This window comes from Embleya sp. NPDC056575, assembly GCF_042793325.1.
Classification (GTDB): domain Bacteria; phylum Actinomycetota; class Actinomycetes; order Streptomycetales; family Streptomycetaceae; genus Embleya.
Window position 1 is genome coordinate 56,946 of record NZ_JBHTVA010000038.1, and the last position, 23,902, is coordinate 80,847.

20 protein-coding genes are annotated in these 23,902 nt (G+C 72.4%); 15 read left to right on the plus strand and 5 right to left on the minus strand.

From position 1 onward, the window contains the following. Positions 1-162: 162 nt before the first annotated feature. From ACFRCG_RS27980 to ACFRCG_RS28005, 6 genes are all read left to right on the plus strand, one after another. Positions 163-465 carry an urease subunit gamma gene (locus ACFRCG_RS27980; RefSeq protein ID WP_380036406.1) on the plus strand — a complete coding sequence of 101 codons (303 nt, stop codon included), beginning with the start codon at positions 163-165 and terminating at the stop codon, positions 463-465. Between the two features lie 32 nt (positions 466-497). Beyond that, a complete protein-coding gene (locus ACFRCG_RS27985; protein WP_380036408.1) occupies positions 498-821 on the plus strand; it encodes an urease subunit beta in 324 nt (107 codons plus the stop codon). Further along, positions 818-2,539, plus strand: coding sequence for an urease subunit alpha (locus ACFRCG_RS27990; protein ID WP_380036410.1), 1,722 nt, complete (start codon positions 818-820; stop codon positions 2,537-2,539). Before ACFRCG_RS27985 ends, ACFRCG_RS27990 begins: the two co-directional genes overlap by 4 nt. 126 nt (positions 2,540-2,665) lie before the next feature. Beyond that, entirely contained in the window at positions 2,666-3,355 is a 690-nt protein-coding gene (locus tag ACFRCG_RS27995) for an urease accessory protein UreF (RefSeq protein WP_380036412.1), read from the plus strand. Continuing rightward, positions 3,345-4,079: an urease accessory protein UreG gene (gene ureG, locus ACFRCG_RS28000; protein WP_380036414.1), complete on the plus strand. Its 735-nt coding sequence runs from the start codon at positions 3,345-3,347 to the stop codon at positions 4,077-4,079. The genes ACFRCG_RS27995 and ureG overlap by 11 nt, the downstream gene beginning before the upstream one ends. Further along, positions 4,076-4,876, plus strand: coding sequence for an urease accessory protein UreD (locus tag ACFRCG_RS28005; RefSeq protein ID WP_380036416.1), 801 nt, complete (start codon positions 4,076-4,078; stop codon positions 4,874-4,876). The genes ureG and ACFRCG_RS28005 overlap by 4 nt, the downstream gene beginning before the upstream one ends. Here the strand turns inward: ACFRCG_RS28005 and ACFRCG_RS28010 are convergent. Together ACFRCG_RS28010 and ACFRCG_RS28015 are read right to left on the minus strand one after the other, a co-directional pair. After that, positions 4,792-6,321: a PQQ-binding-like beta-propeller repeat protein gene (locus tag ACFRCG_RS28010; RefSeq protein WP_380036418.1), complete on the minus strand. Its 1,530-nt coding sequence runs from the start codon at positions 6,319-6,321 to the stop codon at positions 4,792-4,794. The genes ACFRCG_RS28005 and ACFRCG_RS28010 overlap by 85 nt on opposite strands. 333 nt (positions 6,322-6,654) lie before the next feature. Then, positions 6,655-7,821 carry an SRPBCC family protein gene (locus ACFRCG_RS28015; RefSeq protein ID WP_380036420.1) on the minus strand — a complete coding sequence of 389 codons (1,167 nt, stop codon included), beginning with the start codon at positions 7,819-7,821 and terminating at the stop codon, positions 6,655-6,657. A gap of 155 nt (positions 7,822-7,976) precedes the next feature. Between ACFRCG_RS28015 and ACFRCG_RS28020 the strand changes: the two genes are divergently transcribed. Beyond that, complete coding sequence (locus tag ACFRCG_RS28020; protein ID WP_380036422.1) at positions 7,977-8,966, plus strand: alpha/beta hydrolase; 990 nt, start codon at positions 7,977-7,979, stop codon at positions 8,964-8,966. 33 nt (positions 8,967-8,999) lie between these two features. Here the strand turns inward: ACFRCG_RS28020 and ACFRCG_RS28025 are convergent, their stop codons facing one another. Next, on the minus strand, positions 9,000-9,401 hold the full coding sequence (locus tag ACFRCG_RS28025; protein ID WP_126639430.1) for an ATP-binding protein: 402 nt from the start codon (positions 9,399-9,401) through the stop codon (positions 9,000-9,002). 259 nt (positions 9,402-9,660) lie between these two features. Between ACFRCG_RS28025 and ACFRCG_RS28030 the strand changes: the two genes are divergently transcribed. From ACFRCG_RS28030 to ACFRCG_RS28040, 3 genes are all read left to right on the plus strand, one after another. Beyond that, positions 9,661-10,530 (plus strand): helix-turn-helix domain-containing protein, encoded by an 870-nt coding sequence (locus ACFRCG_RS28030; RefSeq protein WP_380036503.1) that lies wholly within the window; start codon positions 9,661-9,663, stop codon positions 10,528-10,530. Continuing rightward, positions 10,527-10,796, plus strand: coding sequence for a DUF397 domain-containing protein (locus ACFRCG_RS28035; RefSeq protein ID WP_380036424.1), 270 nt, complete (start codon positions 10,527-10,529; stop codon positions 10,794-10,796). The genes ACFRCG_RS28030 and ACFRCG_RS28035 overlap by 4 nt, the downstream gene beginning before the upstream one ends. Before the next feature lie 275 nt (positions 10,797-11,071). Beyond that, a complete protein-coding gene (locus ACFRCG_RS28040; protein ID WP_380036426.1) occupies positions 11,072-14,362 on the plus strand; it encodes a BTAD domain-containing putative transcriptional regulator in 3,291 nt (1,096 codons plus the stop codon). On the opposite strand, the gene ACFRCG_RS28045 is transcribed toward ACFRCG_RS28040, so the two are convergent. Together ACFRCG_RS28045 and ACFRCG_RS28050 are read right to left on the minus strand one after the other, a co-directional pair. Then, a complete protein-coding gene (locus ACFRCG_RS28045; protein WP_380036428.1) occupies positions 14,322-15,164 on the minus strand; it encodes an ABC transporter permease in 843 nt (280 codons plus the stop codon). The genes ACFRCG_RS28040 and ACFRCG_RS28045 overlap by 41 nt on opposite strands. Before the next feature lie 97 nt (positions 15,165-15,261). Beyond that, on the minus strand, positions 15,262-16,251 hold the full coding sequence (locus ACFRCG_RS28050; protein WP_380036430.1) for an ATP-binding cassette domain-containing protein: 990 nt from the start codon (positions 16,249-16,251) through the stop codon (positions 15,262-15,264). Between the two features lie 501 nt (positions 16,252-16,752). Here ACFRCG_RS28050 and ACFRCG_RS28055 point away from each other — a divergent pair. From ACFRCG_RS28055 to ACFRCG_RS28075, 5 genes are read left to right on the plus strand one after another with little or no spacing between them, the layout of a single operon-like run. Further along, positions 16,753-18,063: a hypothetical protein gene (locus tag ACFRCG_RS28055; RefSeq protein WP_380036432.1), complete on the plus strand. Its 1,311-nt coding sequence runs from the start codon at positions 16,753-16,755 to the stop codon at positions 18,061-18,063. Beyond that, positions 18,060-19,073 (plus strand): glutamate ABC transporter substrate-binding protein, encoded by a 1,014-nt coding sequence (locus ACFRCG_RS28060; RefSeq protein WP_380036433.1) that lies wholly within the window; start codon positions 18,060-18,062, stop codon positions 19,071-19,073. Before ACFRCG_RS28055 ends, ACFRCG_RS28060 begins: the two co-directional genes overlap by 4 nt. Continuing rightward, positions 19,070-20,344, plus strand: a complete 1,275-nt coding sequence (locus ACFRCG_RS28065; RefSeq protein ID WP_380036435.1) for a hypothetical protein — start codon at positions 19,070-19,072, stop codon at positions 20,342-20,344. The genes ACFRCG_RS28060 and ACFRCG_RS28065 overlap by 4 nt, the downstream gene beginning before the upstream one ends. Further along, the gene (locus ACFRCG_RS28070) at positions 20,341-22,635 is read left to right on the plus strand and encodes a tetratricopeptide repeat protein (protein ID WP_380036437.1); all 2,295 of its coding nucleotides are present in this window, start codon (positions 20,341-20,343) and stop codon (positions 22,633-22,635) included. Before ACFRCG_RS28065 ends, ACFRCG_RS28070 begins: the two co-directional genes overlap by 4 nt. Further along, positions 22,626-23,888 (plus strand): protein phosphatase 2C domain-containing protein, encoded by a 1,263-nt coding sequence (locus tag ACFRCG_RS28075; RefSeq protein ID WP_380036439.1) that lies wholly within the window; start codon positions 22,626-22,628, stop codon positions 23,886-23,888. Before ACFRCG_RS28070 ends, ACFRCG_RS28075 begins: the two co-directional genes overlap by 10 nt. Positions 23,889-23,902: the final 14 nt, after the last annotated feature.

Below are 23,902 nucleotides of genomic sequence, written 5' to 3' on the forward strand. Positions count from 1 at the left end.
CAAGGACTCGGTGGCAGCGATCGACGACGCCGGTGCTTACCGGAGTGTCAGACGTGTGAGCACTTGGCTACGCCTCGTTAACATGGGCTGTTTCGTGGAGTAACACGTACCGGCGATTCTTCGAAGGCAACGAGTCGGTACGGCCCTGGAGGAGGTTGCCGCGTGTTGTTGACGCCGCATGAGCAGGAGCGGTTGATGGTGTCCTATGCCGCTGAGCTGGCGGGGCGGCGGCGGGCTCGGGGGCTGCGGCTGAATCATCCCGAGGCTACTGCTGTGTTGGCTTCGTTTTTGCTTGAGGGGGCTCGGGATGGGCGGTCTGTGGCGGACCTTCAGGAGGCTGGGCGGCATGTGTTGGGGCGGGACGATGTGATGGACGGGGTGCCGGAGTTGGTGGCCGAGGTGCAGGTGGAGGCTACCTTTCCGGATGGGACGAAACTGGTTACCGTGCATCGGCCGATTCCGTGAGCGGGGGTCGGGCTCGGCGGTCGTTGGCGGCTGTGGTGCCCGGTGAGGTTTTGTTGGGCTCGGGCGAGATTGTGCTCAATCCCGGGCGGGCCGTGGTGACGTTGATGGTGCTGAACGTCGGGGATCGGCCCGTGCAGGTGGGGTCGCATCTGCATTTTCCGGCGGCCAACGATGCGTTGGAGTTCGATCGGGACGCGGCCTGGGGGCATCGGCTGCATGTGCCGGCCGGGACAGCGGTGCGGTTCGAGCCGGGTGTCGGGCGCGAAGTGGAGTTGGTGCCGCTCGCGGGGGCGCGCGTGGTGCCGGGGCTGCGGGTCGGGCGCGGGGGCGAGTTGGATCGGGAGGGTTCTCGGTGACGACCGTCGATCGGCATCGGTACGCGCTTCTGTACGGGCCTACCACCGGGGATCGGATTCGGCTGGCCGATACCGAGTTGCTTGTGGAGGTGACCGAGGATTTGACCCGGCCGCTCGGGGCTGCCGGGGACGAGGTGATCTTCGGTGGGGGGAAGGTGATTCGGGAGTCGATGGGGCAGTCGCTTCGGACTCGGGCCGAGGGGGCTCCGGATACCGTGATCACCGGGGCGGTGATCCTGGATCACTGGGGGGTTGTGAAGGCGGACGTCGGCATCCGGGACGGCCGGGTGTGCGGGATCGGCAAGGCCGGCAATCCCGACACGATGGACGGGGTGCATCCCGACCTGGTGATCGGGCCGTCCACCGAGATCATCGCGGGCAATGGGCGCATCCTGACCGCCGGGGCCGTGGACTGCCACGTGCATCTGATCTCGCCGACGCAGTTTCCCGAGGCGTTGTCCGCCGGGGTGACCACCATGGTCGCCGGCGGGACCGGTCCGGCCGAGGGGTCGAAGGCGACCACCGTCACGCCCGGTGCGTGGCATCTGGCCCGGATGCTGGAGGCGTTGGACGGCGTACCGATCAACTTCGTGCTTCTCGGCAAGGGCAACACCGTGTCCGAGGAGGCCCTGTGGGAGCAGATCCGGGCCGGCGCCGGCGGACTCAAGCTGCACGAGGACTGGGGCTCGACCCCGGCCGTGATCGATGCCGCGCTGCGCGTGGCGGACCGGGCCGGCATCCAGGTCGCGCTGCACAGCGACACGCTCAACGAGACCGGCTTCGTGGAGGGCACGCTGGCCGCGATCGGCGGGCGCACCATCCACGCCTACCACACCGAGGGCGCCGGAGGTGGACACGCGCCCGACGTCATCACCGTCGCCGGACTGCCCAACATCCTGCCCTCGTCCACCAATCCGACCCGGCCGCACACCGTCAACACGGTCGAGGAGCACCTCGACATGCTGATGGTCTGCCACCACCTGAACCCGGCCGTCGCCGAGGACCTGGCGTTCGCCGAATCGCGGATCCGCCCCTCGACCATCGCCGCCGAGGACGTGCTGCACGACCTCGGCGCCATCTCCATGATCGGCTCGGACAGCCAGGCGATGGGCCGGGTCGGCGAGACCGTGCTGCGCACCTGGCAGACCGCGCACGTGAACAAGGTCCGGCGCGGTTCGCTGCCCGGCGACGGGGCCGCGGACAATCTGCGGGCCCGGCGGTATGTGGCCAAGTACACGATCTGCCCGGCGGTCGCCCACGGCCTCGACGACGAGGTCGGCTCGGTCGCCGTCGGCAAGCTCGCCGACCTGGTGTTGTGGGACCCGAGATTCTTCGGCGTGCGGCCGCATCTGGTGGTCAAGGGCGGGGCGATCGCGTGGGCCGCGATGGGCGACGCGAACGCGTCGATCCCGACTCCGCAACCCGTGCTGCCCAGGCCGATGTTCGGTGCTACGGCACGCACCGCGGCGGCCACGTCGTTGCACTTCGTGGCGCCGGCGGCCCTGGAGGACGGGCTCGCGGGGCGGCTGGACCTCGATCGTCGACTCGTGCCCACCGGCGACGTGCGGGGTCGGGGCAAGTCGGCCATGCCGCTCAATGACGCCATGCCGCGCATCGAGGTCGATCCCGAGACGTTCTCCGTGCGGGTGGACGGCGAGAAGGTGGTCGCCGCGCCGGCCGGAACCCTGCCGATGGCCCAACGTTATTTCCTTTTCTGATTGCGCACGCTTGCTTCTTGACGGAGGGTCAGGGAAAGCTGACTCACCGTCAGGGCAGAGAACTGTGACTGCGGTGACCGGCCGGGACCGACATCGACACGTTACGACCAGTAAGAGGTGGTACTGATGGGTGCTGGACTGCTCCTGCTCGGGGACTCACGGTTGCCCGCCGGCGGCTACGCGCACTCCGGCGGTCTGGAGAACGCGGTCCTGCGCGGAGAGGTGCACGACCTCGACACGCTCACCGAGTTCCTGCTCGGCAAGCTCTATTCCACCGGCGCGGTACAGGCGGCCTTCGCCGCCGTCGCCGCGCTGACGGCGGGCCCCTACACGCTGCCCGAACACGGGCCCTGGGCCGAACTCGACGCCGAACTCGACGCCAGGACCGCGTCGGCGCCCGCCCGGGCCGCCTCGCGTGCGCAGGGCCGGTCGTTGCGCCGGGTGGTCAAGGCCGCCTGGCCCACCGAGCCGTGGACCGCGCTCGGGGTGTCCCCGCACCACGCGATCGTGCTCGGCGCCGCGGCCACCCGGGCCCGGTTGGACGCGCGCGAGGCGGCCGTGCTGGCCGCCACCAACGTGGTCAACGGGCCCGCCTCCGCCGCGGTGAAACTGCTCTCCCTCGACCCGATCGCGGTCACCGTGGTGCTCGCCGAGATGGCCGGGCACTGCGACCAGGTGGCGGAGGAGGCCGCCGACGCGGCCCGCACCGTCTCCGCCGACGGCGACTGGGACCGGCTGCCCTGCTGGTCCGCCGTGGGCCTGGACGTCTGCCACGAACTACACGTCCAGGAGGAGGTCGTCCACTTTGCATCTTGACCACACACCCGGCAACGGCGGGCCGTCGGCGGACCCGACATACCCGGCACGCCCCGAGCCCGCGGCGCCCGGCACGCGCGCGTTGCGGATCGGCGTCGGCGGTCCCGTGGGATCCGGCAAGACGGCGCTGGTCGCCGCGCTGTGCCGGGTCCTCGCGGGGCGGTTCTCGCTCGCCGTCGTCACCAACGACATCTACACCACCGAGGACGCCGACTTCCTGCGCGCGGCCGGGGTACTGGCGGCGGACCGGATCGCCGCGGTGCAGACCGGCTGTTGCCCGCACACCGCGGTGCGCGACGACATCAGCGGCAACCTGGACGCGGTCGAGGATCTGGAGGCGGCGCATCCGGACCTGGACCTGGTGCTGATCGAATCCGGCGGGGACAACCTGACCATGACGTTCAGCCGGGGACTGGCCGACGTGCAGATGTTCGTCATCGACGTGTCCGGCGGCGACAAGGTCCCGCGCAAGGGCGGCCCCGGCGTGAGCCGTTCCGACCTCCTGGTGATCAACAAGACGGACATCGCCCCGCAGATCGGCGCCGACCTGACGGTGATGGACCGGGACGCGGCCCGGATGCGCCCCGGCACGCCGGTGGCCTTCCTGTCCCTGCGCGAGACCCCGGACGCGGACGTGGTCGCCGCGTGGGTGCTCGAGCAGATCGCCGCCTGGCGGGCCGGCACCCCCGTCCCCGCGGCGTGCCCGGTCCCGGTCGGCGGGTGAGGGCGACCGCGCTGATCCGCGCGGAGGTTCGGCACGGCCGCTCGGTGGTGACCCGACTGCGCGGACAGGTGCCGTTGGCGCCGCGCGAGGTGTCCGTACCCGGGCCGATCCCCGAGGTGGTCCTCGTCGGCGGCGCGGCCGGCCCGATCGGCGGCGACGACCTGGCGGTGCGGGTCGAGGTGGGGCCGGGCGCCCGGCTGCGGATCCGGACCGCCGCCGCCGCGGTGGTGCTGATCGGCGACGGCACCCCGGCCCGGCAGCGGGTCGACCTGGTGATCGCCGCCGGCGCCGTCCTCGACTGGTCGCCCGAGCCGGTCGTGGTCGCCGCGGGCGCCACGTTCCACACCGTCGTGCACGCCGAACTCGCCGAGGACGCACGTCTTCTCGCCCAGGAGACGCTGATCCTGGGCCGGGCCGGCGAACCCTGCGGCGACGTGCTCTCGCGCTGGGACGCGGTGGTGGCCGGGCGGCCGGTGCTGCGTCAGCGGAGCGCGTACGGCCCCGCCGCGCCGCCGGGGTGGCGGGGACCGGCCGGCACCGCCGGCGGGACCGTGGTGGGCGCCCGGCTGGCCCTGCCCGCCCCGGCCGAACCGGCGTCGAGCGCCCCCAAGCGCGCGGTGTGCGCGTTGGCCGGGGGCGGCCGGCTGATCACGGTGACCGCGGCCGACGCGCCGACCGCCCACGCCGCGCTCGCCGCCGCGACCCGGGTGGATCAGGTCTCCAGCGCGACCAGTTCGGACCCGGCCGTACCCAGCAGCAGCACCTTGCCGGCCCCCGCCGGGGCGGCGGTCAGGTAGGTCGGCAGCCCGTGCCGCCAATGCCGCCCGCCGGTGACCGGGTCGAACGCGTACAGCGTGTCGGTGCCGCCGGCATAGGCGGTCCCGTTCACCAGGGCCACCGGACTGGGCACCCGCGCGCCGGTGGGCTGCCGCCAGCGCTCCCGGCCGGTACGCGCGTCGAGCGCGTACAGCGCGCCGACGTCGGTGGTGTAGACGAGGTTCTCGGTCACCACCGGGACGGTCATGTCCGGGGCGCCCTGGAAACGCCACCGCACCTCGCCGGTCGACCCGCTCAGCGCCACCAGCGTGAAGCCCGACACCACGTGGACCAGATCGCCCATCGCGCGCGCCGGGCGGGCGATCGGCGAGTCGAGCCGGGTCGACCACCTCGGCTCCCGGCGATCGTCGCGGATCGCGCCGACCGTACCGTCGCTGTAGGTCAGGTACAGGAAGTCGCCGCCGGTCTCCGAGACGGCCGGCATCACCCCGCCGCGTGGGGTGCCCTCGCTCCACTGCCAACTCTGCGCGCCCTGCGTCATGTCGATGCCCACCACCCGGTCGTCCCGGGTGCCGACCACCAGGGACGAGCCGTACAACACCGGCGCGCCGAGGATCTGGTCGCCGGCGTGCTGCTGCCACAGCCGCTCGCCGGTGCTCGGATCGAGCGCGGTGACCTGTCCGGCCACGCAGGCCAGGAACATCGCGGTGCCGGAGACCACCGGCTGGGACCAGACCATCGACTCGGTCCGCGCCGTCCACAGCGCGACCCCGGTCTCGGTGCCGACGGCCATCACCACGTTGTCCGTCGTGGTGCAGTAGGCGACGTTGTCGAAGACCTGAAGGGTGGTCACCCGACCCTCCACCGAGCGCCGCCACCGCATCCTGGGGTGTGAGCCACCGCCCCCGGCGTAGCGCGCGAAGGCGACGCCGGCGGACGTCACGGTGGCCGCGGTGAGTGCGAAGCCGCCCCCGACGAGCAGGCGCCGACGGGTCAGCCCGCGCCCGGTCGGCGGCTCCTGCGCGCGGGCCTCCTGCGGCACGTCGGCGCCGTCGTCCACCCCGGCGGGTACCGTCAGCACGGCGGGCCTCGGGCTGAGCACCCGGTCCACGTCGACCGCCGTCGGCCGCCGCCCGGGATCGGGGTCGAGGCAGCGGCGCAGCAGCGGGCCGAGTTCGCCGGAGGACGCCCCGCCGCCGGCCAGGGTGATCAGTGTGCCGAAGGCGTACACATCCTCCGACGGATCGCCGCCGTCGTCCGTGTCGGCGCGGCCGGCGAACCCGGTCACGCGCGGGCCGTACGGGGTGAGCAGGACCTGGTCCGCACCGAGCCGGCCGTGCACGAGACCGATCGCGTGCACCCGGGCCAACGCGTCGGCGATACCCGCCGCGACCTCGCGTAACGGCCCCTCGGCGAGCGGGCCGTCGTGGTCGAGCACTTCTTCGAGCGTGCGCACCCCGGGCATCGCCCACGCCCCTTCGGGACCCGTCGACGTGCTTGCTGGAGAGCAGAGTAGGACCTGCGGCACCGCACGGGTAGAGCGGGGAAAAACGATCCGGAAACGGTTCGCGCGCCCGCGCCGCGCACACCCATCGCGCGGGCTCGGACCGGCGCGGGATTCGGGCAAGGAGGCGGGATGGGGACAAAAGAAAAGGAGGCGCCCGGCCAAAGGCGCCTCCTTCGCGAACCGCACAGCGTTTCGCGAGCGAGACGATCATAACCCGACGGCGCCCGCCGTCCCGTCCGCCCGCGCCGTCCGGTGCTCCGCCCGCCGCCCCGCGCGCCCCGTTCCGAGCCGTCAGTCCCCGGCCGTGGCGAGCGCGTCGTCCCACACCCGGTGCCAGTGCGCCACCGCCGACTCGCCCATGCCCACGACCATCGTCGGCAGCCCGCCGTCGAACCCGCGCTGGCAGGACGCGGCCCCCGGGAAGTCCTCGGTGACCAGTACCCGCTTGTTGGTCTCGTGGTTGGCTCTGGCGGTGGCGATGCTCTGCTCGCCGAGCGGCTCCCAGGTGCCCTCGGTCATGTGCACGACCGACCGGTTCGGCCGATCGCCCGGGTAGATCCGCAACATCGTGGTGCTCAGCGGGCTCTCGATCAGCACGGTCGAGGGCAGCACGGTCTGGACGTTGACCATCGGCAACCGCGCGGGCCAGGACTCCTCGGGCACCTCGGCCAGCTGCTCGAAGCCGACGATCGGCACCGCGAAGCGGGTGTGCGGTCCCCACGTGTCGACGATGCCGTGGTTGAGCACGATGCCGTCGATGGTCGCGGTGTGCAGGAACGGTACGTGGTAGGCCTCGACGTTGACGTCGACGGTGAGCTTCCAGTTGCAGTCGAGTTCGAACCGCTCGCTCACCACCGCCCGGGTCCGGTCGTAGGGGAAACCGGCGTAGGCGTCGGCCAGTTCGTCCAGCGCGTCGGTCACCTCGACCTCCGGCCGCAGGCCGACCACGACCAGGCCCGCGGACAGCGCGACCGGGAGCCGGCGCAGCCCGAACCGCTTCGGGTCGATGCCGGGGAACTGCGGACGCGACGGCAGACCGGTGAGTTCGCCGCCGTTGCCGAACGTCCACCCGTGGTAGCCGCAGCGGAACCGCTGCGCGCTGCCGCACCCGGTCCCGGACAACCCCTCCGTTTCGGGTGTGTCCCGGCTGACCCGCATCCCCCGGTGGGTGCACGCGTCCAAGAACGCGTGCAGCTCGCCGTCCCGGTCGCGGGTGACCAGGACCGGCACGCCGTCCACGTCGCGCGCGATGAAGTCGCCCGGTTCGGCCACCTCGCCCGCCCACCCGATCACCTGCGGCGTGCGTCGGAACAACACCTCGCGCTCGCGGGCGTGCCGGACCGGATCGGTGAAGGCCGAGCCGTCCAGGACGACGGGGGCCGCGCCCAGGTCGAGCGTGCGGTGGGTGATGTGCTCGATGATGCGCCGCCCGGTGGCGACCACGTCCTGGTGCTTCAAGGGGTGACTCCGTTGTCCCGTAGGGGTGAATGTCCGCGACGGGTGGGCGTCCGTGCTCCGACCTCGTCTCTGTTACACCGTTACATTGTTGGTCGGGGGTGATACCCCGTCAATGTCCGGCGAGGCGATGTGGTGTCATCGGGGGGCAATCGCACGTGGAGGTCAGCACCATGCCCGGCCGGGTCGAGAACGTTGGCTATGACATCGCGGGTACGACCCTGTCGGGTCTGCTCGCCCGACCCGGGGCCGGCGTCCGCCCGCGCGGGTTGCTCCTGGCGATCCACGGCGGCGGATCCCGCGCCGCCTACTGGCATCGCGACGGCGCCCCCGACGGCTCGCTCCTGCTGCTCGGCGCGGCGCTCGGCTGGACCGTGCTGGCGATCGACCGCCCCGGGTACGGCGCGTCCGCGGGCCTGGACCGGGCCCGTCAGGGACTCGACGCGCAGGCGGACGCCCTGTTCGCCCTCGTCGAGGAGTTGACGACGGGGGCGTTCGAGACGGCGCCGGATCCCCGAGAGGTCCCCGGCGGTGACCCCGACCCGTCGGCCGCCGCCGACCCCGCCGCGCCGGCGCGCCTGCCCGTGTTCGTCGTCGCGCACTCGATGGGCGCGGTCCTGGCGCTGCGCATGGGCGCCGACAAGCGTGGCCACGATCTGCTCGGCCTGGCCGTCGCGGGCGTGCCGCTGCGGTACACCCCGGCCCGGCTCGCCGAGTTCGCCGCCGTCCCCACCGACGGCGACTTCGTCCCCTCGACCGGAGGCGCCACCCCCGACGCCTTCTTCGGGCCGCCGGGGTCCTACGATCCCGCGCTGCTGACCCGGGCGGGTCGGGTGGTGGCGCCGGTGCCGATGGCCGAGTTCGTGGACGTGCGCGAGAGCCCGAACACGCTGCCGGACGTGCTCGCGAGGGTGACGCCGGCGGTGCACTGGACCGTCGCCGAGTTCGAGCGGTCCCACCCGTCGGGACCCGAAGTACCGGACCTGGCACGGGAGTCGTTGCGCCGGGCGCGCACGGTGGAGACGTACACCCAGCGCGGCGTGGGGCACAACATCAGCCTCCACCACGCCGCGCGCGCCTATCACCTGCGGGTGGTGGCCTTCGCCGAGGAGTGCCTGCTCGCGGTCGCCGGATCGACCGCCCGCTGAGCGGGCCCGGGCCGGTGCGCGGCCCGGGCGCGGCTACGGCGCGTCGGGCAGGGTGAACCACACCACCTTCCCCGGCGGGAGCCGGTCGGCGCCCCACGCGTGCGCCAAGCCGTCGATCATCCGCAGTCCTCGGCCCGATTCCTCGTCCCAGTCGCCGACCCGGGCGATCGGCATGCGCGGCGACGAGTCGCGCACCTCCACCCGCAGCAGGTCGCCGTCGTGCAGCAGGGTGAGCGCGTGCCAGGCGCCGGGACCGACGTGCACGAGCACGTTGGTCAGCAGTTCGGTCAGCAACACCTCTGCCACGTCGACCAATTCGGCCAGGCCCCAGTCGTGCAGGACCTTGCCGGTGGTCCGGCGGGCACGGCCCACCGCCGGTGCCGAGGCGGCCAGCTGAACGCAATAGTGACGGACGTCCTCCGCCATCACCGGCATGTCGACCTCCGGACGTGCGGCAGGGGGTCGCACGATCCGGAACACGCACCCAGAGCGACCCGTGGACAACAGTAAGTCATGACCGGCATGGAGCGTGCCGGGCCGACAACGAGTGTGCAACTCCCACTCTTGGATGCACGGGAAGATTCCGGTAGTAACCACACTTCCACGCCCAGTAGGGCACACTGTCCCCCGATCGGACGCGCCGACGTTCCGGTTCGGTGCGTCAACAGCGTGTACATGGAGGTGCGGCGTGGCCATGGCGCCCAATCCGACCGTTCGGCAGCGCAGGCTCGGGACCGAGCTGCGCCGGTTGCGCGAGGCGCGCGGCCTGAGCCTCGAAGACGTCGCCGTACGTCTGGAGTGCTCGGATTCCAAGGTCAGTCGGATCGAGTTGGGGCGCAGCGGGGTACGACCGGTGGACCTGCGGATCCTCCTCGACCTGTACGAGGTCGCGGACGAGCGGGAGCGGGATTCGTTGCTCACCCTGGCCCGCGAGGCCAAGAAGCGCGGCTGGTGGCACAGCTATTCGTCGATCCTGCCCAGCTCCTACGCCGAGTTGCTCAGCCTGGAAGCCGAGTCTTCGGGTATGCGTGGCTTCGAACTCTCGCTCATTCCGGGCCTGTTGCAGACGCCCGACTACGTGCGGGCGGTGATCGCGGCGGTCCGCGACGACATGCCGGCCGAGGAGGTGGACATGCTGGTGCGGGTGCGTCAGGAGCGGCAGGCGGTGCTCGACCGGGTCGGCGCGCAGGGCGAGGCGACGTTTCGGCTCAGCGTGGTGATCTCCGAGTCGGTGCTGCGCACGGTGGTGGGCGGGCGGGAGACGATGCGTGCCCAACTGGAGCATCTGATGGCCGCCGCGGCCCGGCCGCACGTGCGGTTGCAGATCCTTCCGTTCGCCGCCGGCGCACACCCCGCGATCGAGGGTTCATTCGCGATCATCGGATTCCCCGAACTTTCCGATCTGGATGTGGTCGTCCTCGACACGCATACGAGTAGCCTCTATCTCGAGGAGCCCGAACACGTCAGTGTCTATGAGCGGATGTTTGAGGACATCCGCGCGGCCGCACTGTCGTACGGTGAATCCTTGTCCATGATCGAGCTCACAGCAAAGGAATTGTCTTGAGCAACACAAAGCAGGGATCGCATTTCCCGTCCGTTTCCCAAGAGGCTGCGATCGATTCCCACTCCGGTGGGAAAGTTGCAGGTCACGAGGCTGCAACCGGCCACGCCTGGCGGCGCAGCACCTACAGCGGGGCCACCAGCAATTGCGTCGAGACGGCCCCCGACACCGATGCCGTCCTGGTGCGCGACTCGAAAGTTGCCGCCGGTCCGGTCCTCGAACTGGAATCCGGTGCGTGGCAAACGTTTATCGGTCGTATCGGCGCCTGAGTCGGATCCGATCCGATACCGAACGGTTGATTTGTTCGGGGCGCTCACTCCCAGGAGTGGGAATTAATCCCACGAACGAGTGAATTCTCCAGATGATCGTCCCGGGTTCCCGTGCCCCGGGGCGCTCCCAAAGCGCAACTCCCCGTCGCCGACCCCCACCGCGCTCCGCGCGCCGCCGGCCGACACCCCCGGGCGACCCGTCGGGGTGGAAGAGTGGTGGGGTGTACATCTCGGTGCTTGGCCCGCTCCAGGCGTGGGACGACGACGGTCGATCCGTGACGATCGGCGGCGCGCGCCTGCGCGCGCTGCTGATCCGCCTGTCCCTCGACCCCGGCAGACCGGTCTCCGCCGACCGGTTGATCACGGCCGTGTGGGGTGAGGACCCCCCTTCCGGCGCGGGAAACGCGTTGCAGTCGCTGATCTCGCGACTGCGCCGGCAACTGCCCGTCGGGCTCGATTCGGGGCCGGCCGGCTATCGGCTCGACATCCGCCCCGACGACCTGGACGCGCACGTGTTCACCGAGCTGGCGGTGCGCGGACGCCGGCAACTCGACGAGCGCGACCCGGCCGGCGCGGCCGAGACGCTCACGCGCGCGCTCGCGATGTGGCGCGGCCCGGCCCTGGTCGACGCCGCCGACGCGAGCTTCGCGCAGGGGCCCGCGGCGCGGCTGGCCGAGCAGCGGTTGGGCGCGATCGAGGACCGGGTCCAGGCGCAGCTGATCCTGGGCCGCAGCCAGGGGCTGGCCGCCGAGTTGGAGCAGCTCACCCGCGAGCATCCGCTGCGCGAGCGGCTGTACGGTCTGCTGATCCGCACGCTGCACGAGGAGGGCCGCCGGGCGGACGCGCTGACGCTGTATCAGGACCTGCGCGAGCGGCTGGCGGACGAGCTGGGCATCGACCCCTCGCCCGATCTGGAGGCCGCGTACCTGGCCGTGCTGCGCGGTGGCGACTCGCGGCCCGCGCCGGCGTCCACGCCCGCCGCCTCCGGGTCGCCCGCGCCCGTCCCGCCGGTCGCCGTCCGCCCGGCCCCGGGCAATCTGCCCGCCCGGCTGACCACCTTCGTCGGCCGCGAGGACGAGGTGGATCGGGTCGACCGGCTCCTCGGCCAATCGCGCCTGGTCACCGTCGTCGGCCCCGGCGGCGCGGGCAAGACCCGGCTGAGCACCGAGGCCGGCAGCCGGATCGCCACCCGCGGCGTGGGCGTGGACGGCGGCATCTGGTTCGTCGAACTCGCCCCCGTACTCGACCCGTTGGACGTGCCGCAGGCGGTCCTGGGGGCGCTGGGCCGCCGCGAGGTGGGCCTGCTCGACCCGCATCTGGCCGGTGCGCGCGACCTGGTCGACCGGATCGTCGACGCGTTCACCGGCCCGCCCAGCCTGCTGATCCTGGACAACTGCGAGCACCTGATCGCCGCCGCCGCGAGCTTCGCCGCCCGACTGCTCGCCCGCGCGCCGTCGCTGCGCATCCTCACCACCAGCCGCGAGCCGCTGGGCATCGACGGCGAGATGTTGTACCCGCTGGGCCCGTTGGCCCTGCCGCCGGTCGGCGTCGACGCCGCGGACGCGTTGGGCTACGCCTCGGTGCGGCTGTTCGCCGACCGGGCCCGCGCGGTGCGGCCGGGTCTGGCCGTCGACGCCGACACGATCGGCGCGGTCGGTGAGATCTGCCGCCGGCTCGACGGCCAGCCGCTGGCCATCGAACTGGCCGCCGCCCGCACCCGCTCGCTCACCCCCGCGCAGATCGCGCACCGCCTCGACGACCGCTTCCGGCTGCTCACCGGCGGCAGCCGTACCGCGCTGCCCCGCCACCAGACGCTGCGCGCGGTGGTCGAGTGGAGCTGGGATCTGCTGGAGGAGCGCGAACGCACCGCGCTGCGCCGGTTGTCGGTGTTCGCCGGCGGCACCACCCTGGAGGCCGCCGAGGCGGTACTGCCCGGCGACGACTTCGACCCCGCCGACGTGCTCGACCTGCTCGCCGGACTGGTGGACAAGTCGCTGGTGGACGTGATCGGCAGCACCGAGACCCGCTACCGGCTGCTGGAGACCATCCAGGCGTACGCGAGCGAGAAACTGGTCGAGGCGGGCGAGGCCGAGGCGATCTCCGAGCGGCACGCGCGCTGGTTCATCGACTACGTCGAGGCGGCAGGCGCCCGGCTGCGCGGCCCGGGACAGATCGAGGCGATCAACCGGATCACCGCCGAGCACGACAACCTCGCGCTCCTGCTGCGCTACGCCGTCGACCACGCCGACGCCCGGCTGGCGACCCGGTTGGTCGACGCGCTCTCCTGGTACTGGGCGATGCGCGGCACCCACGCCGAGGCGTACTCCTGGGGCCACGAGGCGCTCGCCCTGCCCGGCCCCGTGCCGCGGGCCCGCCGGGCCGCCGCGCTCGCCTTCCACGCGCTGCACTCCTTCTCCGCGGGAGAGCGGGGCAACGCGCTGCGCTCCTACGCCAGGGCCCGGCTGATCACCCGTCGGCTCGAACCCGACGAGGTGCCCGAACTGCCGGTTTTCATGGAGCTGTTGGCGTCCGTCATCCGTACCGACCAGGCGGCTCTGCGGGCCGCGCTGCAGGACGCGGACGAGATCGACGACCCGTGGGTCCAGGCCATGGCGCGGCTCATGCGCGGACACTTCGCGGTCAACCTGGGCAGCCCCAAGGAGGCGGTGACCTTCCTGACCGACGCCCGGGATCGGTTCGCGGCGATCGGGGACCGCTGGGGCCGGGCCTCGGCGATCTCGGGACTGGCCGAACTGCTGATGTACATGGCCGACTACGACGCGGCGCTGGCCGCCGTGGACGAGGCGCTGGGCCTGCTGGGCGCGCTCCAGGCCGAGGACGAGATCCCGCAACTGATGGTGCGTCGCGGGATGATCCACGCGCGGGCCGGCGACATCGCCCTCGCCCGGCAGGTGATGGAGGACATCTCGCGTCGGCCGGGCGCGCCCGGCGCCTCGCTCACCACCGGCCTGGGCACCACCCTGGGCCTGGCCGAACTCGCCCGTTTCGTCGGGGACTTCGACGAGGCGGGAGAACGCTACGACCAGGTCATCGCGGCGCTGCCGCCGGAGCCGCGACTGCGGCAGTTGCCGCCGCAGTTCGTCTGCAGCCTGTATGTCGGCCGGGCGCACGTGGCCTGTGCGCGAGGCGACGCGGCGGCGGCGCGCGCCGATCTGCGGACCGGGCTGCCGTTCGCGTTGGAGAGCCAGGACATGCCGATCCTGGCGGGCTGCGTCGAGGGATTCTCCGCGCTGGCGCTGCTCTGCGGCGATCCGGAGCAGGCCGCGACCCTGCTCGGCGGGGCACAGGTGGTGCGCGGCCATCCCGACCTGGGCGACGTCGACGCGGACCGGGTGGCCGGGCGGATCCTGGAGCGGATGAGCGTCGAGGAGTACGACCGGGCCCGGGCCATCGGCACGGCGATGACCCGGGAAGAGGTGGTCTCCCTGGTGACGGCCGACCTGCCCGTCGCGCCGCCACCGCTGTGGGTGTCGGGCGACGGGTGGTCGAGCCAGGACCGGCGGGTCAGGCCCGCCGGTTGTACTGACGCACCGTCAGCGGAATGAACACCAGCATCAGACCCAGCGCCCACAGCAGCGCCACGATCGCGTGGTGCGCCACCGGGCCACCGGTGAGCAGCCCGCGCGAGGCGTTGGTGACCGCGGTGACCGGATTGACCTTCACCCACGCCTGCAACCAGCCCGGCATGGTCGAGGTCTTGGCGAACAGGTTCGAGCCGAAGGTCAGCGGAAACATCATCAGGAACGAGACGCCCTGCACCGTGCGCGGCTGCTTCATGCTCACCCCGAGCAGCGCCACGACCCAGCAGAACGCGAACGCGAAGACCAGGACCAGACCGACCGCGGCGGCCACCGCGAGCACATTGGTCTGGAACCGGAAACCGATGATGGTGCCGAACACGAACACCGACGTGATGGCGACCAAGAAGCGCAACACGTCGCCGAGCACGGTGCCCGCGAGCGGCGCGAGACGCGATATCGGCAGGCTGCGGAACCGGTCGAACACACCCGTGGACATGTCGGTGCACAACCCGACGCCGGTGCCCACCGACGCGAACACCACGGTCTGCACCATGATGCCGGGCAGTACGAACTGCAGATAGTCGTGCGTGCTGCCCTCGATCGCGCCGCCGAACAGGTACACGAACATCACGATGAACAGGATCGGCTGCAGCGTCAGGTCGATCAGCTGCTCGCTCTGCTTCTTCAACTTCACCAGGCTGCGCCAGGTGAGGGTGAGCGTGTGCCGCACCACGGCGCTCGGGTCGTTGCGATGTGCCCCGGGCGTGCCGTGGGCGGGAGGCGGGGTGGCGCTCGTGTCGGCCGGGCGGACGGTGGTCGTGGTCATCGGGAGGCTCCAGGGATGAGGGCCAGGTGGGAGACGATCGTGAGGAGCAGGGCGAGCATCGGCATCACACGTGTGCCGTAACGGTCCGGGAGTCGGTTCACGCGGCCTTCCTCTTCGGGTCCGCGCCGTCGTCCCGCTCGCCCGAGTCCTGGCTGCGGTGCCCGGTGATGGTCAGGAACACCTCGTCCAGACTGGGCAGTTGCAGGGTGAACTCGTTGACCCGGATGCCCGCCTCGTCGAGCCGACGCACCACCACCGGCAGCACGTCCTCGTCGCTCACCGCGACGGTGACCTGACCGCGCTCGTGCTCCACGAACGGCTCCCGGCCGGCGAGTTCGCGCAACAGCTCGACCACGTCGGGCAGTCGACTCGGGTCGACCGGGCGCACCTCCAGACTCCGGCCGCCGATCTGCGCCTTGAGCTCGTCGGAGGTGCCGTTCGCGATCACCCGGCCGTGGTCGATCACCACGATGTCGTTCGCCAGGTGATCGGCCTCGTCCAGATACTGCGTGGTCAGCAGCACGGTCACGCCCTCGTCGCGGACCAGGTCGCGGATCATCTGCCACACGTCGCCGCGGCTGCGCGGGTCCAGGCCGGTGGTCGGCTCGTCCAGGTAGAGGAAGGACGGGCGCCCGACCAGCGAGGCGGCCAGGTCGAGGCGACGCCGCATACCGCCCGAATACGTGTCGGGGCTGCGCCCGCCGGCCTCGGTCAGGTCGAACCGGGCGAGCAGTTCGCGGGCCCGCGCCTTGGCCTCGGCACGGGGCAGGTCGAGCAGTCGGCCGAGCAGCAGCAGGTTCTCGAACCCGGTCATCTCCTCGTCCACCGACGCGTACTGCCCGGTCAGCCCGATCAGCCGGCGTACCTCGTGCGCCTGGCGCACCGTGTCGAACCCGCCGACCCGGGCGATGCCTGCGTCCGGTTTGATCAACGTGGCCAGCGCCCGCACCATCGTGGTCTTGCCCGCGCCGTTGGGGCCGAGCAGGCCCAGCACGGTGCCCGCCTCGGACCGCAGATCGATCCCGGCCAACGCGGTGGTGTCGCCGTACCGCTTGACCAAGCCCTCGGTCTCGATCGCGTATGTCATGGGTTGCTCCCCGTAGTGTCCGTCGTATTCGTCCGGCGGGCGCTCGTCGACGGATCGACGGGGCTCGCCGTGTATGGATCCCAGAGTCACCCGGGGCGCCGGCATCGCGCGCACACGCCGCCGGCACCGCCGGCAGCGGGCTGATCCGCCGCCCGCCGCCGGGCCGATCGGAACCGGTCTCGCGCTCACGTGGGCCGCCGGCAGCGGTAGTGTCCTGGCCCTGAGGGGTCTTGCGGGGAGAACGAGGGAAGACCATCGGGAGCTGTGACACGCTCGCGATAACTTCTGGGTGACGGCGTTCACCGGGCACCTCGGCGGTCGATGTTCGGCGTTCGACGAAGACCGCAGGGTGTGTCGGGTCGACCGGCAGGGGGCACACGCGACAGTGGGGGAGGCAAGGCGTTGGCGGCAGCCGTTCCGATTTCGCAAGCACCGGGTCCGGGGACGCCCGCACGGGCGGCGGGCCGTTCTCCCCGTGTGTTCCGCCCCCGCCGGATATCCGTGGGCCGGCTGATTCGTGTCGGCAACACCACCCCGGGGCTGATGCTCGTCACGGGCGTGGCCCTGGTCCTGATCAGCCTGCTCGCCGGACTGTTCGCGGTCCTCGAGGTGGGCCGGCGCGCCGACGCGGCCAAGGCGGTGGCCACCGGCAGCGAACCGCTCGGGGTCAAGACCCAGGACATCTACCGGGCCCTCGCCGACGCCGACGCGACCGCGGCGGCCGGACTGCTCGAAGGCGGCGTCGAATCGGCGGACGTGCGCGAGCGCTACCAGCAGGCGATCGAGACCGCGTCGCGCAAGCTGATCGAGGCCACCGCCGCGGGCGCCTCCGGCGAGGTGGCCGACAAACTCGCGGTCATCGGCGTGCAGTTGCCCGAATACGCGCGCCTGGTCGAGCGGGCCCGGGCGGAGACCCGGCAGGGCAACACCGTCGGCGCCGCCTACCTGCGCTCGGCCTCCAAGAACGTGATGCGGGCCAAGATCCTGCCCGCCGCCACCGCCCTGCACGACATCGCCGAAAAGCGCCTCGCTGGCGACCACCACGACGCGACCTCGACCCCGTGGATACCGCTGACGCTGCTGCTGGTCTCCCTCGCGGCCTGCGCCGGCGCGCTGTGGTTCTTCGCCAGGCGCACCCACCGCCGGATCAACATCGGCCTGCTGATCGCGGGCCTGGCCACCCTGGTGTCGATCGGTTGGTTGTGGGCGGCCTCCGGCGACTCGCGCGACCACCTCGACCGCAGCCGCAGCGACGGCTGGGGACCGGTCGAGACGCTGGCCCAGGCCCGCTTCCTGACCCTGCAGGCCCACGGCGACGAGAGCCTGACCCTGGTCATGCGCGGCAGCGACAACGGCCAGTACGAGGCCGACTTCAACGAGGTGTGGGGCAGGCTCGTCGGCGTCGACGCGCGCGACGGCCGACCCGCGGTGACCGGCATGCTGGCCACCGCCGAGCGGGTCACCCGCTCCGACGCCGGCACGCTCGCCAAGGTCAAGGCCGCGCGGGCCGCCGCCGCCGACTGGAAGAAGGCCCACGACGACGTCATCACGCTCTACGGCAACGGCCAGTTCGAACAGGCCGTCGCCAAGGTGACCAAGGCCGACGGCGCGTCGCGCACGGCCTTCACCCGGATCGACGAGGCGCTGGCCGCCGCGGTCACCGAGGACCAGGGCGACTTCGCCCGCTCGGTCCGCCAGGGCCGCGACTCGCTCGGCGGCCTCGGCGTCGGCATGGGCGTCCTGGCCCTGATCGCCGCCGCCGCGACCGTGGACGGCGTCCGTCGCGAGGTCGGGAGGTACAACCGGCCATGAGCACCCGCATCGCCCTGCCCGCACTGGTGTGCGCCCTCGCGCTGACCGTCGCCGGGTGCGGCGCCGGGTCGGCCGAGCGCGTCCACGCCGGCCCGGCCGCGCCCCCCGCCGGCGCGCCGCGCGCACTTGCCGAGGCCACCCCCGGGCCGGACGCCTCCTGCCCGAACGTGCTGGCCAGCCTGCGCCCCACCGGCTCCCTGCCCGCCCCCACCGCGCTGCCCGCCGGCAGCACCATGGACACCCTGCGCAAGCGCGGCTTCCTGATCGCCGGCATCGACCAGAGCAGCTTCCCGTTCGGCTTCGTCGACCCCAAGACCAACACGCTGCGGGGCTTCGACATCGACCTGCTCCGCGAGGTGGCCAAGGCGATCTTCGGCGACGCCGGCCCCAACCGCATCCAGTTCCGGGTGGTGCGCAACGAGGACCGCACGGTGGCGATCGCGCGCGGCGACGTGGACATCGTCGCGGAGACCATGACGATCAACTGCGAGCGTCGGCAGAGCGTCGAGTTCTCCTCCGTCTACTTCCGCGCCGGCCAGCGACTGCTGGTGCAACGCGACGGAACCGCCGACCGCGCCGACTACGCGGGCGGACTGGCCGCCCTGCCGCGCGGCATGCGGGTGTGCTCGGTGCCCGGCTCCACCTCGATCGGCCTGCTGCGCCGACAGGCCCCGCAGGTGAACGTGATCGAGGGCGACACCTGGGCGGGCTGCCTGGTCCTGCTCCAGCAGGGCCAGGCCGACGCGGTCACCACCGACGACACGATCCTGGCCGGACTCCAGGCACAGGACCACGTCTTCACCATCGTGGTCGGCGACAAGCTCACCTTCGAGCCGTACGGCATGGCGATCGCCAAGAACCGCGGCGACTTCGTCCGGTTCGTCAACGCGGTGCTCGAACAACTGCGCCGCAACGGACGATGGGGCGAGCTGTACCGGGAGTATCTGGGCACCTCGCTGGGGGCCGACACGCCCGCGCCGCCCGAGGCCGAATATCGGGACGCCCCGTGAACCGAGCCCCCCGCGTACTCGGTCGCGACGAGATCGACGAGTTGATCGTGCGTCACGAAGGCGAGTACGACGGCATCACCGCCGGCCTGATGGAGCTGGAGAGCCACCCGGGCCGGCAACTGCTCGAAGGCGGCACGCTGACCGGTCGCACCGCCGAGCGCTGGGAGGTCGGCCGCCGGGCGATCGCGCTGCTGTGGGGACACCGCGAGGCGTACGGCGCGGTCCTGGATCGGGCCCGGACCTTGCGCGCACGGCGCGGCAAGCCGCAACGGCCCGAGCTGGAGGAGCTGTCCTTCCTGCTGCTCGGACAATCCGCCGAACTCGCCGCGCGCGACGTGCCGATCGGGCAGCGCGGCCTGCTCGACCCGGCCATGCACGTACACCGGATGAGCCTGGGCGAACTGGTCGCCGACATGGCGCCGGCCTGGAGCGAGGCGACCGCCGTCGTGGAGGCCGCGGACGCGGTCTGGACCCGCCTGGTGCCCACCCTGGACCGGGTCGACGCGGGCATCGCCGCCGTGGAGGCCGGGATCGCCGAACTCGGCGGCCCCGACACGATGCCGGAGCAGAGCGCCGCGCTGGACGGGGTCCGCCGCCGCCTGGAGACGGCCCGTAGCCTGGTGGCGAGCGACCCGCTGGCGCTGACCGCCGGCGACGACCGGCGCATCGGCGGCGTGGACGTCGACGCCCTGGACGCGGAACTGCGCCGGGTCGCCGACGAGGTGCGGCACCTGACCATCGTCCGGGCCCGCTTCCAGGAGCGGGTCCGGCGACTCGCGGGCGTGCTGGAGGAGTTGGACTACCAGGAGGGCGACACGATCCGGCGGCGGGCGCATGTGCTGACCCGGATCAGCGACAAGCGGGTACCGGAGGTACCGCTGCGCGCCGCCGGCCTGCGGGAGCGGGTGACCACCGTCTCCGGGCTCGGCGCACAGGGCGACTGGGTGCGCGTCTCGCGCGAGTTGAGCGCCCTGGAGAACGACGCGCAGGGCGCCCGGGACCGACTGGCCGCCACCCGCGGGCACATCGACGCGCCACTGGCCCGGCGGGACGAACTGCGCGGCCTCGTGCAGTCCTACCGGGCGATGGCCGCGCGCGGCGGACACGGCGAGGAGGCCGTGCTCGAATCGCTGTACGACCACGCCAAGGAGTTGTTGTGGCGGGCACCGTGTGAACTCGACGTGGCGGTACGGGTGGTGACCCGCTATCAGGAGGCGGTCATCGCCGCGCAACGCAAGGATCGTCCGGACGACAAGGGGGACCAGAGATGATCAAGTGCAATCGCCCGCCTTGCCCGGGCGAGATCGACGACGGCTTCTGCAACGCGTGCGGCAACGAGCCGCTGCCGACCGGCGCGCCGGTGCCCGACCCGAGGACCGGGCGGTCCGGGGTCTCCGGGACGGCGGGCACCTCCGGTACGTCGGGCACGGCCGGCACCGCCGGTTCGTCCTCCTCGCGCAGCGCCTCCGGACGCAGTTCGCGACGCGGCAGCACCGGGACCAGTCGGCGGCTGGGCGGCGGGCTGGTCGAGATGCCGAACGTGCCGCGCCGCAACCCCGAGAGCGCGCTGGCCCGCAATCCGGTCATCCCGGAGGAGAAGCGCTTCTGCCGCAAGTGCGAACAGCCCGTCGGGCGCGGGCGCGGCGGCCGACCCGGGGTGGCCAACGGCTTCTGCCCGCGCGACCGCACGCCGTTCTCCTTCGCGCCCAAGCTCCAGCGCGACGACATGGTCGGCCAGTACCGGATCATCGGCTGCCTCGCCCGCGGCGGCTTCGGCTGGGTCTACCTCGCCCAGGACACCGCCGCGCACAACATGTGGGTCGTGCTCAAGGGCCTGCTGGGCAGCGACGACCCCGACTCGCGTGCCGCGGCCCTGGCCGAACAGCGCATCCTCACCCAGATCCAGCACGCCAACATCGTGCACATCCAGACCGTCGTGCAGCACCCCGACCCGCTCACCGGCCAGGACGAGACCTACCTGGTGATGGAGTACGTCGGCGGCCTGTCGCTGATGGACCGACTCAAGCAGATGCGCGAGGTCGACCCCAAGGCCGTGCTGCCGGTCGAGCAGGTCCTGGCCTACGCGATCGACATCCTGCCCGCGTTCGGCTACCTGCACCAACAGAACCTGGTCTACTGCGACTTCAAGCCGGACAACGTGATCCAGACCGAGGACCAGCTCAAGCTGATCGACCTCGGCGCGGTCACCGACCTGGCCCGGCCGGGCAAGTTCACCTACGGCACGGTCGGCTACCAGGCGCCCGAGATCGAGACCGTGCGGGCCGAACCGTCGGTGGAGTCCGACCTGTTCACCATCGGTCGCACGATGGCGGTGCTCAGCTTCTACTTCGCCGGCTACACCCGCAAGTACAAGGCCTCCCTGCCGCCCGCCGCCGACGTGCCGCTGTTCACCGAATTCGAGTCCTACCACCGCCTGTTGCTGCGGGCCACCCACCCCGACCCGGAGCAGCGCTTCGCCTCCGCGGCGGACATGGCCGAGCAGTGCGTCGCGGTGCTGCGCGAGGTGGTCGCGATCCGCTCCGGGGAGCCGCGCCCGGGCGTGTCCGGCCTGTTCGGGCCGGAGACGCGGGTGGTGCACGCCGAGGTGGCCGCGCGCAACACCGAACCCGGCCTGCTCGCGCCCGCGCCCGATCCCGCGGTGATCGCGGGCGCGTTGCCGGTGCCCCGGGTCGACCCCCTCGACCCGGCCGCCAACCTGCTGGCCACGGTCGCCACCACCGACCCCGACGAACTGCTCTCCGCGCTCACCGCCGCGGGCATCTCCTCGGCCGAGGGCACGCTGCGCCTGGTCCGAATGTGCATCGAACAGGGCGACGTGGTGCGGGCCCGGGCGTTTTTGGCCGACATCGACGCCGACGACTGGCGACTGCCCTGGTTCGAGGGGCTGGCCGCACTGTCCCAGCACGATCCGCCGCGCGCCCACGAGTTCTTCGACGGCGTGCGGGGCGCGCTGCCCGGCGAGCCCGCGCCGCGGATCGCGCTGGGCGCCTGCCGCGAGCTGATGGGCCGTCACCAGGAGGCCGCCGCCGAGTATCGCGGCGTCTGGTCGACCGACCACGCGTACGTCTCGGCCGCATTCGGACTGGCGCGCTGCCTGCTCGCGACCGGCGACCGGGCGGGCGCGGTACGCATCCTGGAGAGCGTGCCGGACACCTCGGCCAACCATGTCGCCGCGCAGACCGCGGCGTTGCGCACCCGGATCAGCGGTCGGGCCGCGATCGAGCCGCTGGGGCCGGACCTGACCACCGCGTCCGATCGGCTCGGTGCGCTGCGGCTGGAGGGCGAGGCGCACGACCGGCTCGCCGTGGAGTTGTTGGAGACGGCCCTGGAGTGGGTGAAGGCGGGTGCGAACGGGGGAAATTCGGGCGCCGGGGGCGCGGATGGAACCGCGAGGGTGCTCGGCAGCGAGTTGAAGGAAAAGCCTCTGCGGTTCGCCCTGGAAAAGTGTTACCGCGATCTGGCCCGGCATGTGACCACGCATGCGGAGCGCATCGCGCTCGTCGACCGGGCGAACGAAGTACGACCGTGGACATGGGTGTGATCAGAGTGGCTGGATATGGACGACTGGACGCGACCGGGCTCGGGGGCCCCCCGAACGGGGGCGAGGCCGCCCCGCCTCCCGAGCCGCCCGCGACGGCCGTCCCCGACGGGTGTCCGTCCTGCGGTCTGCCCGGCGACGCCGACGACCGCTACTGCGAGTCGTGCGGCTACGACCTGGACATCCCCGCGACCCCGGTGGCCGAACGTCCGCCGCCCCGGCGAGTACCCACGCCCAGCGGACACGGACCGGTTTGCTCCGCCTGTGGCACCGCCACCATCGGCTCGGACGGCTGGTGCGAGGCGTGCGGGCGGCCGTTCAACCCGCGCGACCACGTGGAGAGCGACCTGAGCGGCCTGGTCGCGATGGTGAGCAACCGGGGCCTGCGCCACCGGCGCAACGAGGACTCCGCGGCGCTGCGGGCGTTCGAGATGCCCGACGGCAGCAAGCGGGTGGTGGCGGTGGTCTGCGACGGGGTGTCCTCCTCGCCGCGGCCCGACGAGGCGTCGGCGACCGCGGCCACGACCGCGTGCGCGACGATGGCGGCCACCCTGATCGAAGGATGCGCGCCGGCCAAGGCCACCAGCGCCGGGGTGGCCGCCGCCGCGAGCGCGGTGGCCCGGATGCCCGGCATCGAGGACCAGGGCAACGCGCCCGCGTGCACCCTGGTCTCGGCGATCATGGCGCCCGGCGAGATCACCGTGGGCTGGGTGGGCGACAGCCGCGCCTACTGGCTGGCCGACCCGGGCAGCGGGGCCGACGATCCGGCGGACGGCGACGACACGCTGCCCGGCGCGAGCACGCTGCCCCGCGGGGCGGTCGGGGAGTCGGACGGGGCCGACGACGAGCAGGGCCGGCGTACCCCCTCCGCGTTGCTGACCGAGGACGACTCGTGGGCGACCCGGATGATCGCGCTCGGCGCGATGACCGAGGCCGAGGCGTACGCGGATCGGCGCGCGCACGCGATCGTGTCCTGGCTCGGCGCCGACGCCGGCGAGGTGCGGCCCCGGGTGACCAGCGTGCGCCCTTCCGGGCCCGGCGTGCTGCTGCTGTGCAGCGACGGGTTGTGGAACTACCTCTCGGTGGCGCCGACGCTGGCCGCGATGGTGCTCCCGGACGCGCTGGAACAGCCGTTGGCCGCGGCCCGGTTGCTCACCGGGTTCGCCCTGGACCAGGGCGGCGCGGACAACATCACCGTCGCACTCATCCCGTATCTCCCGCCCGGGGACGCCGCGCGCGGCCCCCTCCACGACTGACCCGAGACGCGAAG

What these genes read in the sequence shown, in the direction of transcription:
- ACFRCG_RS27995 (WP_380036412.1), top strand. Translation starts at nt 2,666, where the DNA reads ATGGGTGCTGGACTGCTCCTGCTCGGGGACTCACGGTTGCCCGCCGGC.
- ACFRCG_RS28010 (WP_380036418.1), bottom strand. Translation starts at nt 6,321, where the DNA reads ATGCCCGGGGTGCGCACGCTCGAAGAAGTGCTCGACCACGACGGCCCG.
- ACFRCG_RS28025 (WP_126639430.1), bottom strand. Translation starts at nt 9,401, where the DNA reads ATGCCGGTGATGGCGGAGGACGTCCGTCACTATTGCGTTCAGCTGGCC.
- ACFRCG_RS28030 (WP_380036503.1), top strand. Translation starts at nt 9,661, where the DNA reads ATGGCGCCCAATCCGACCGTTCGGCAGCGCAGGCTCGGGACCGAGCTG.
- ACFRCG_RS28045 (WP_380036428.1), bottom strand. Translation starts at nt 15,164, where the DNA reads ATGACCACGACCACCGTCCGCCCGGCCGACACGAGCGCCACCCCGCCT.
- ACFRCG_RS28050 (WP_380036430.1), bottom strand. Translation starts at nt 16,251, where the DNA reads ATGACATACGCGATCGAGACCGAGGGCTTGGTCAAGCGGTACGGCGAC.
- ACFRCG_RS28060 (WP_380036433.1), top strand. Translation starts at nt 18,060, where the DNA reads ATGAGCACCCGCATCGCCCTGCCCGCACTGGTGTGCGCCCTCGCGCTG.
- ACFRCG_RS28070 (WP_380036437.1), top strand. Translation starts at nt 20,341, where the DNA reads ATGATCAAGTGCAATCGCCCGCCTTGCCCGGGCGAGATCGACGACGGC.
- ACFRCG_RS28075 (WP_380036439.1), top strand. Translation starts at nt 22,626, where the DNA reads ATGGGTGTGATCAGAGTGGCTGGATATGGACGACTGGACGCGACCGGG.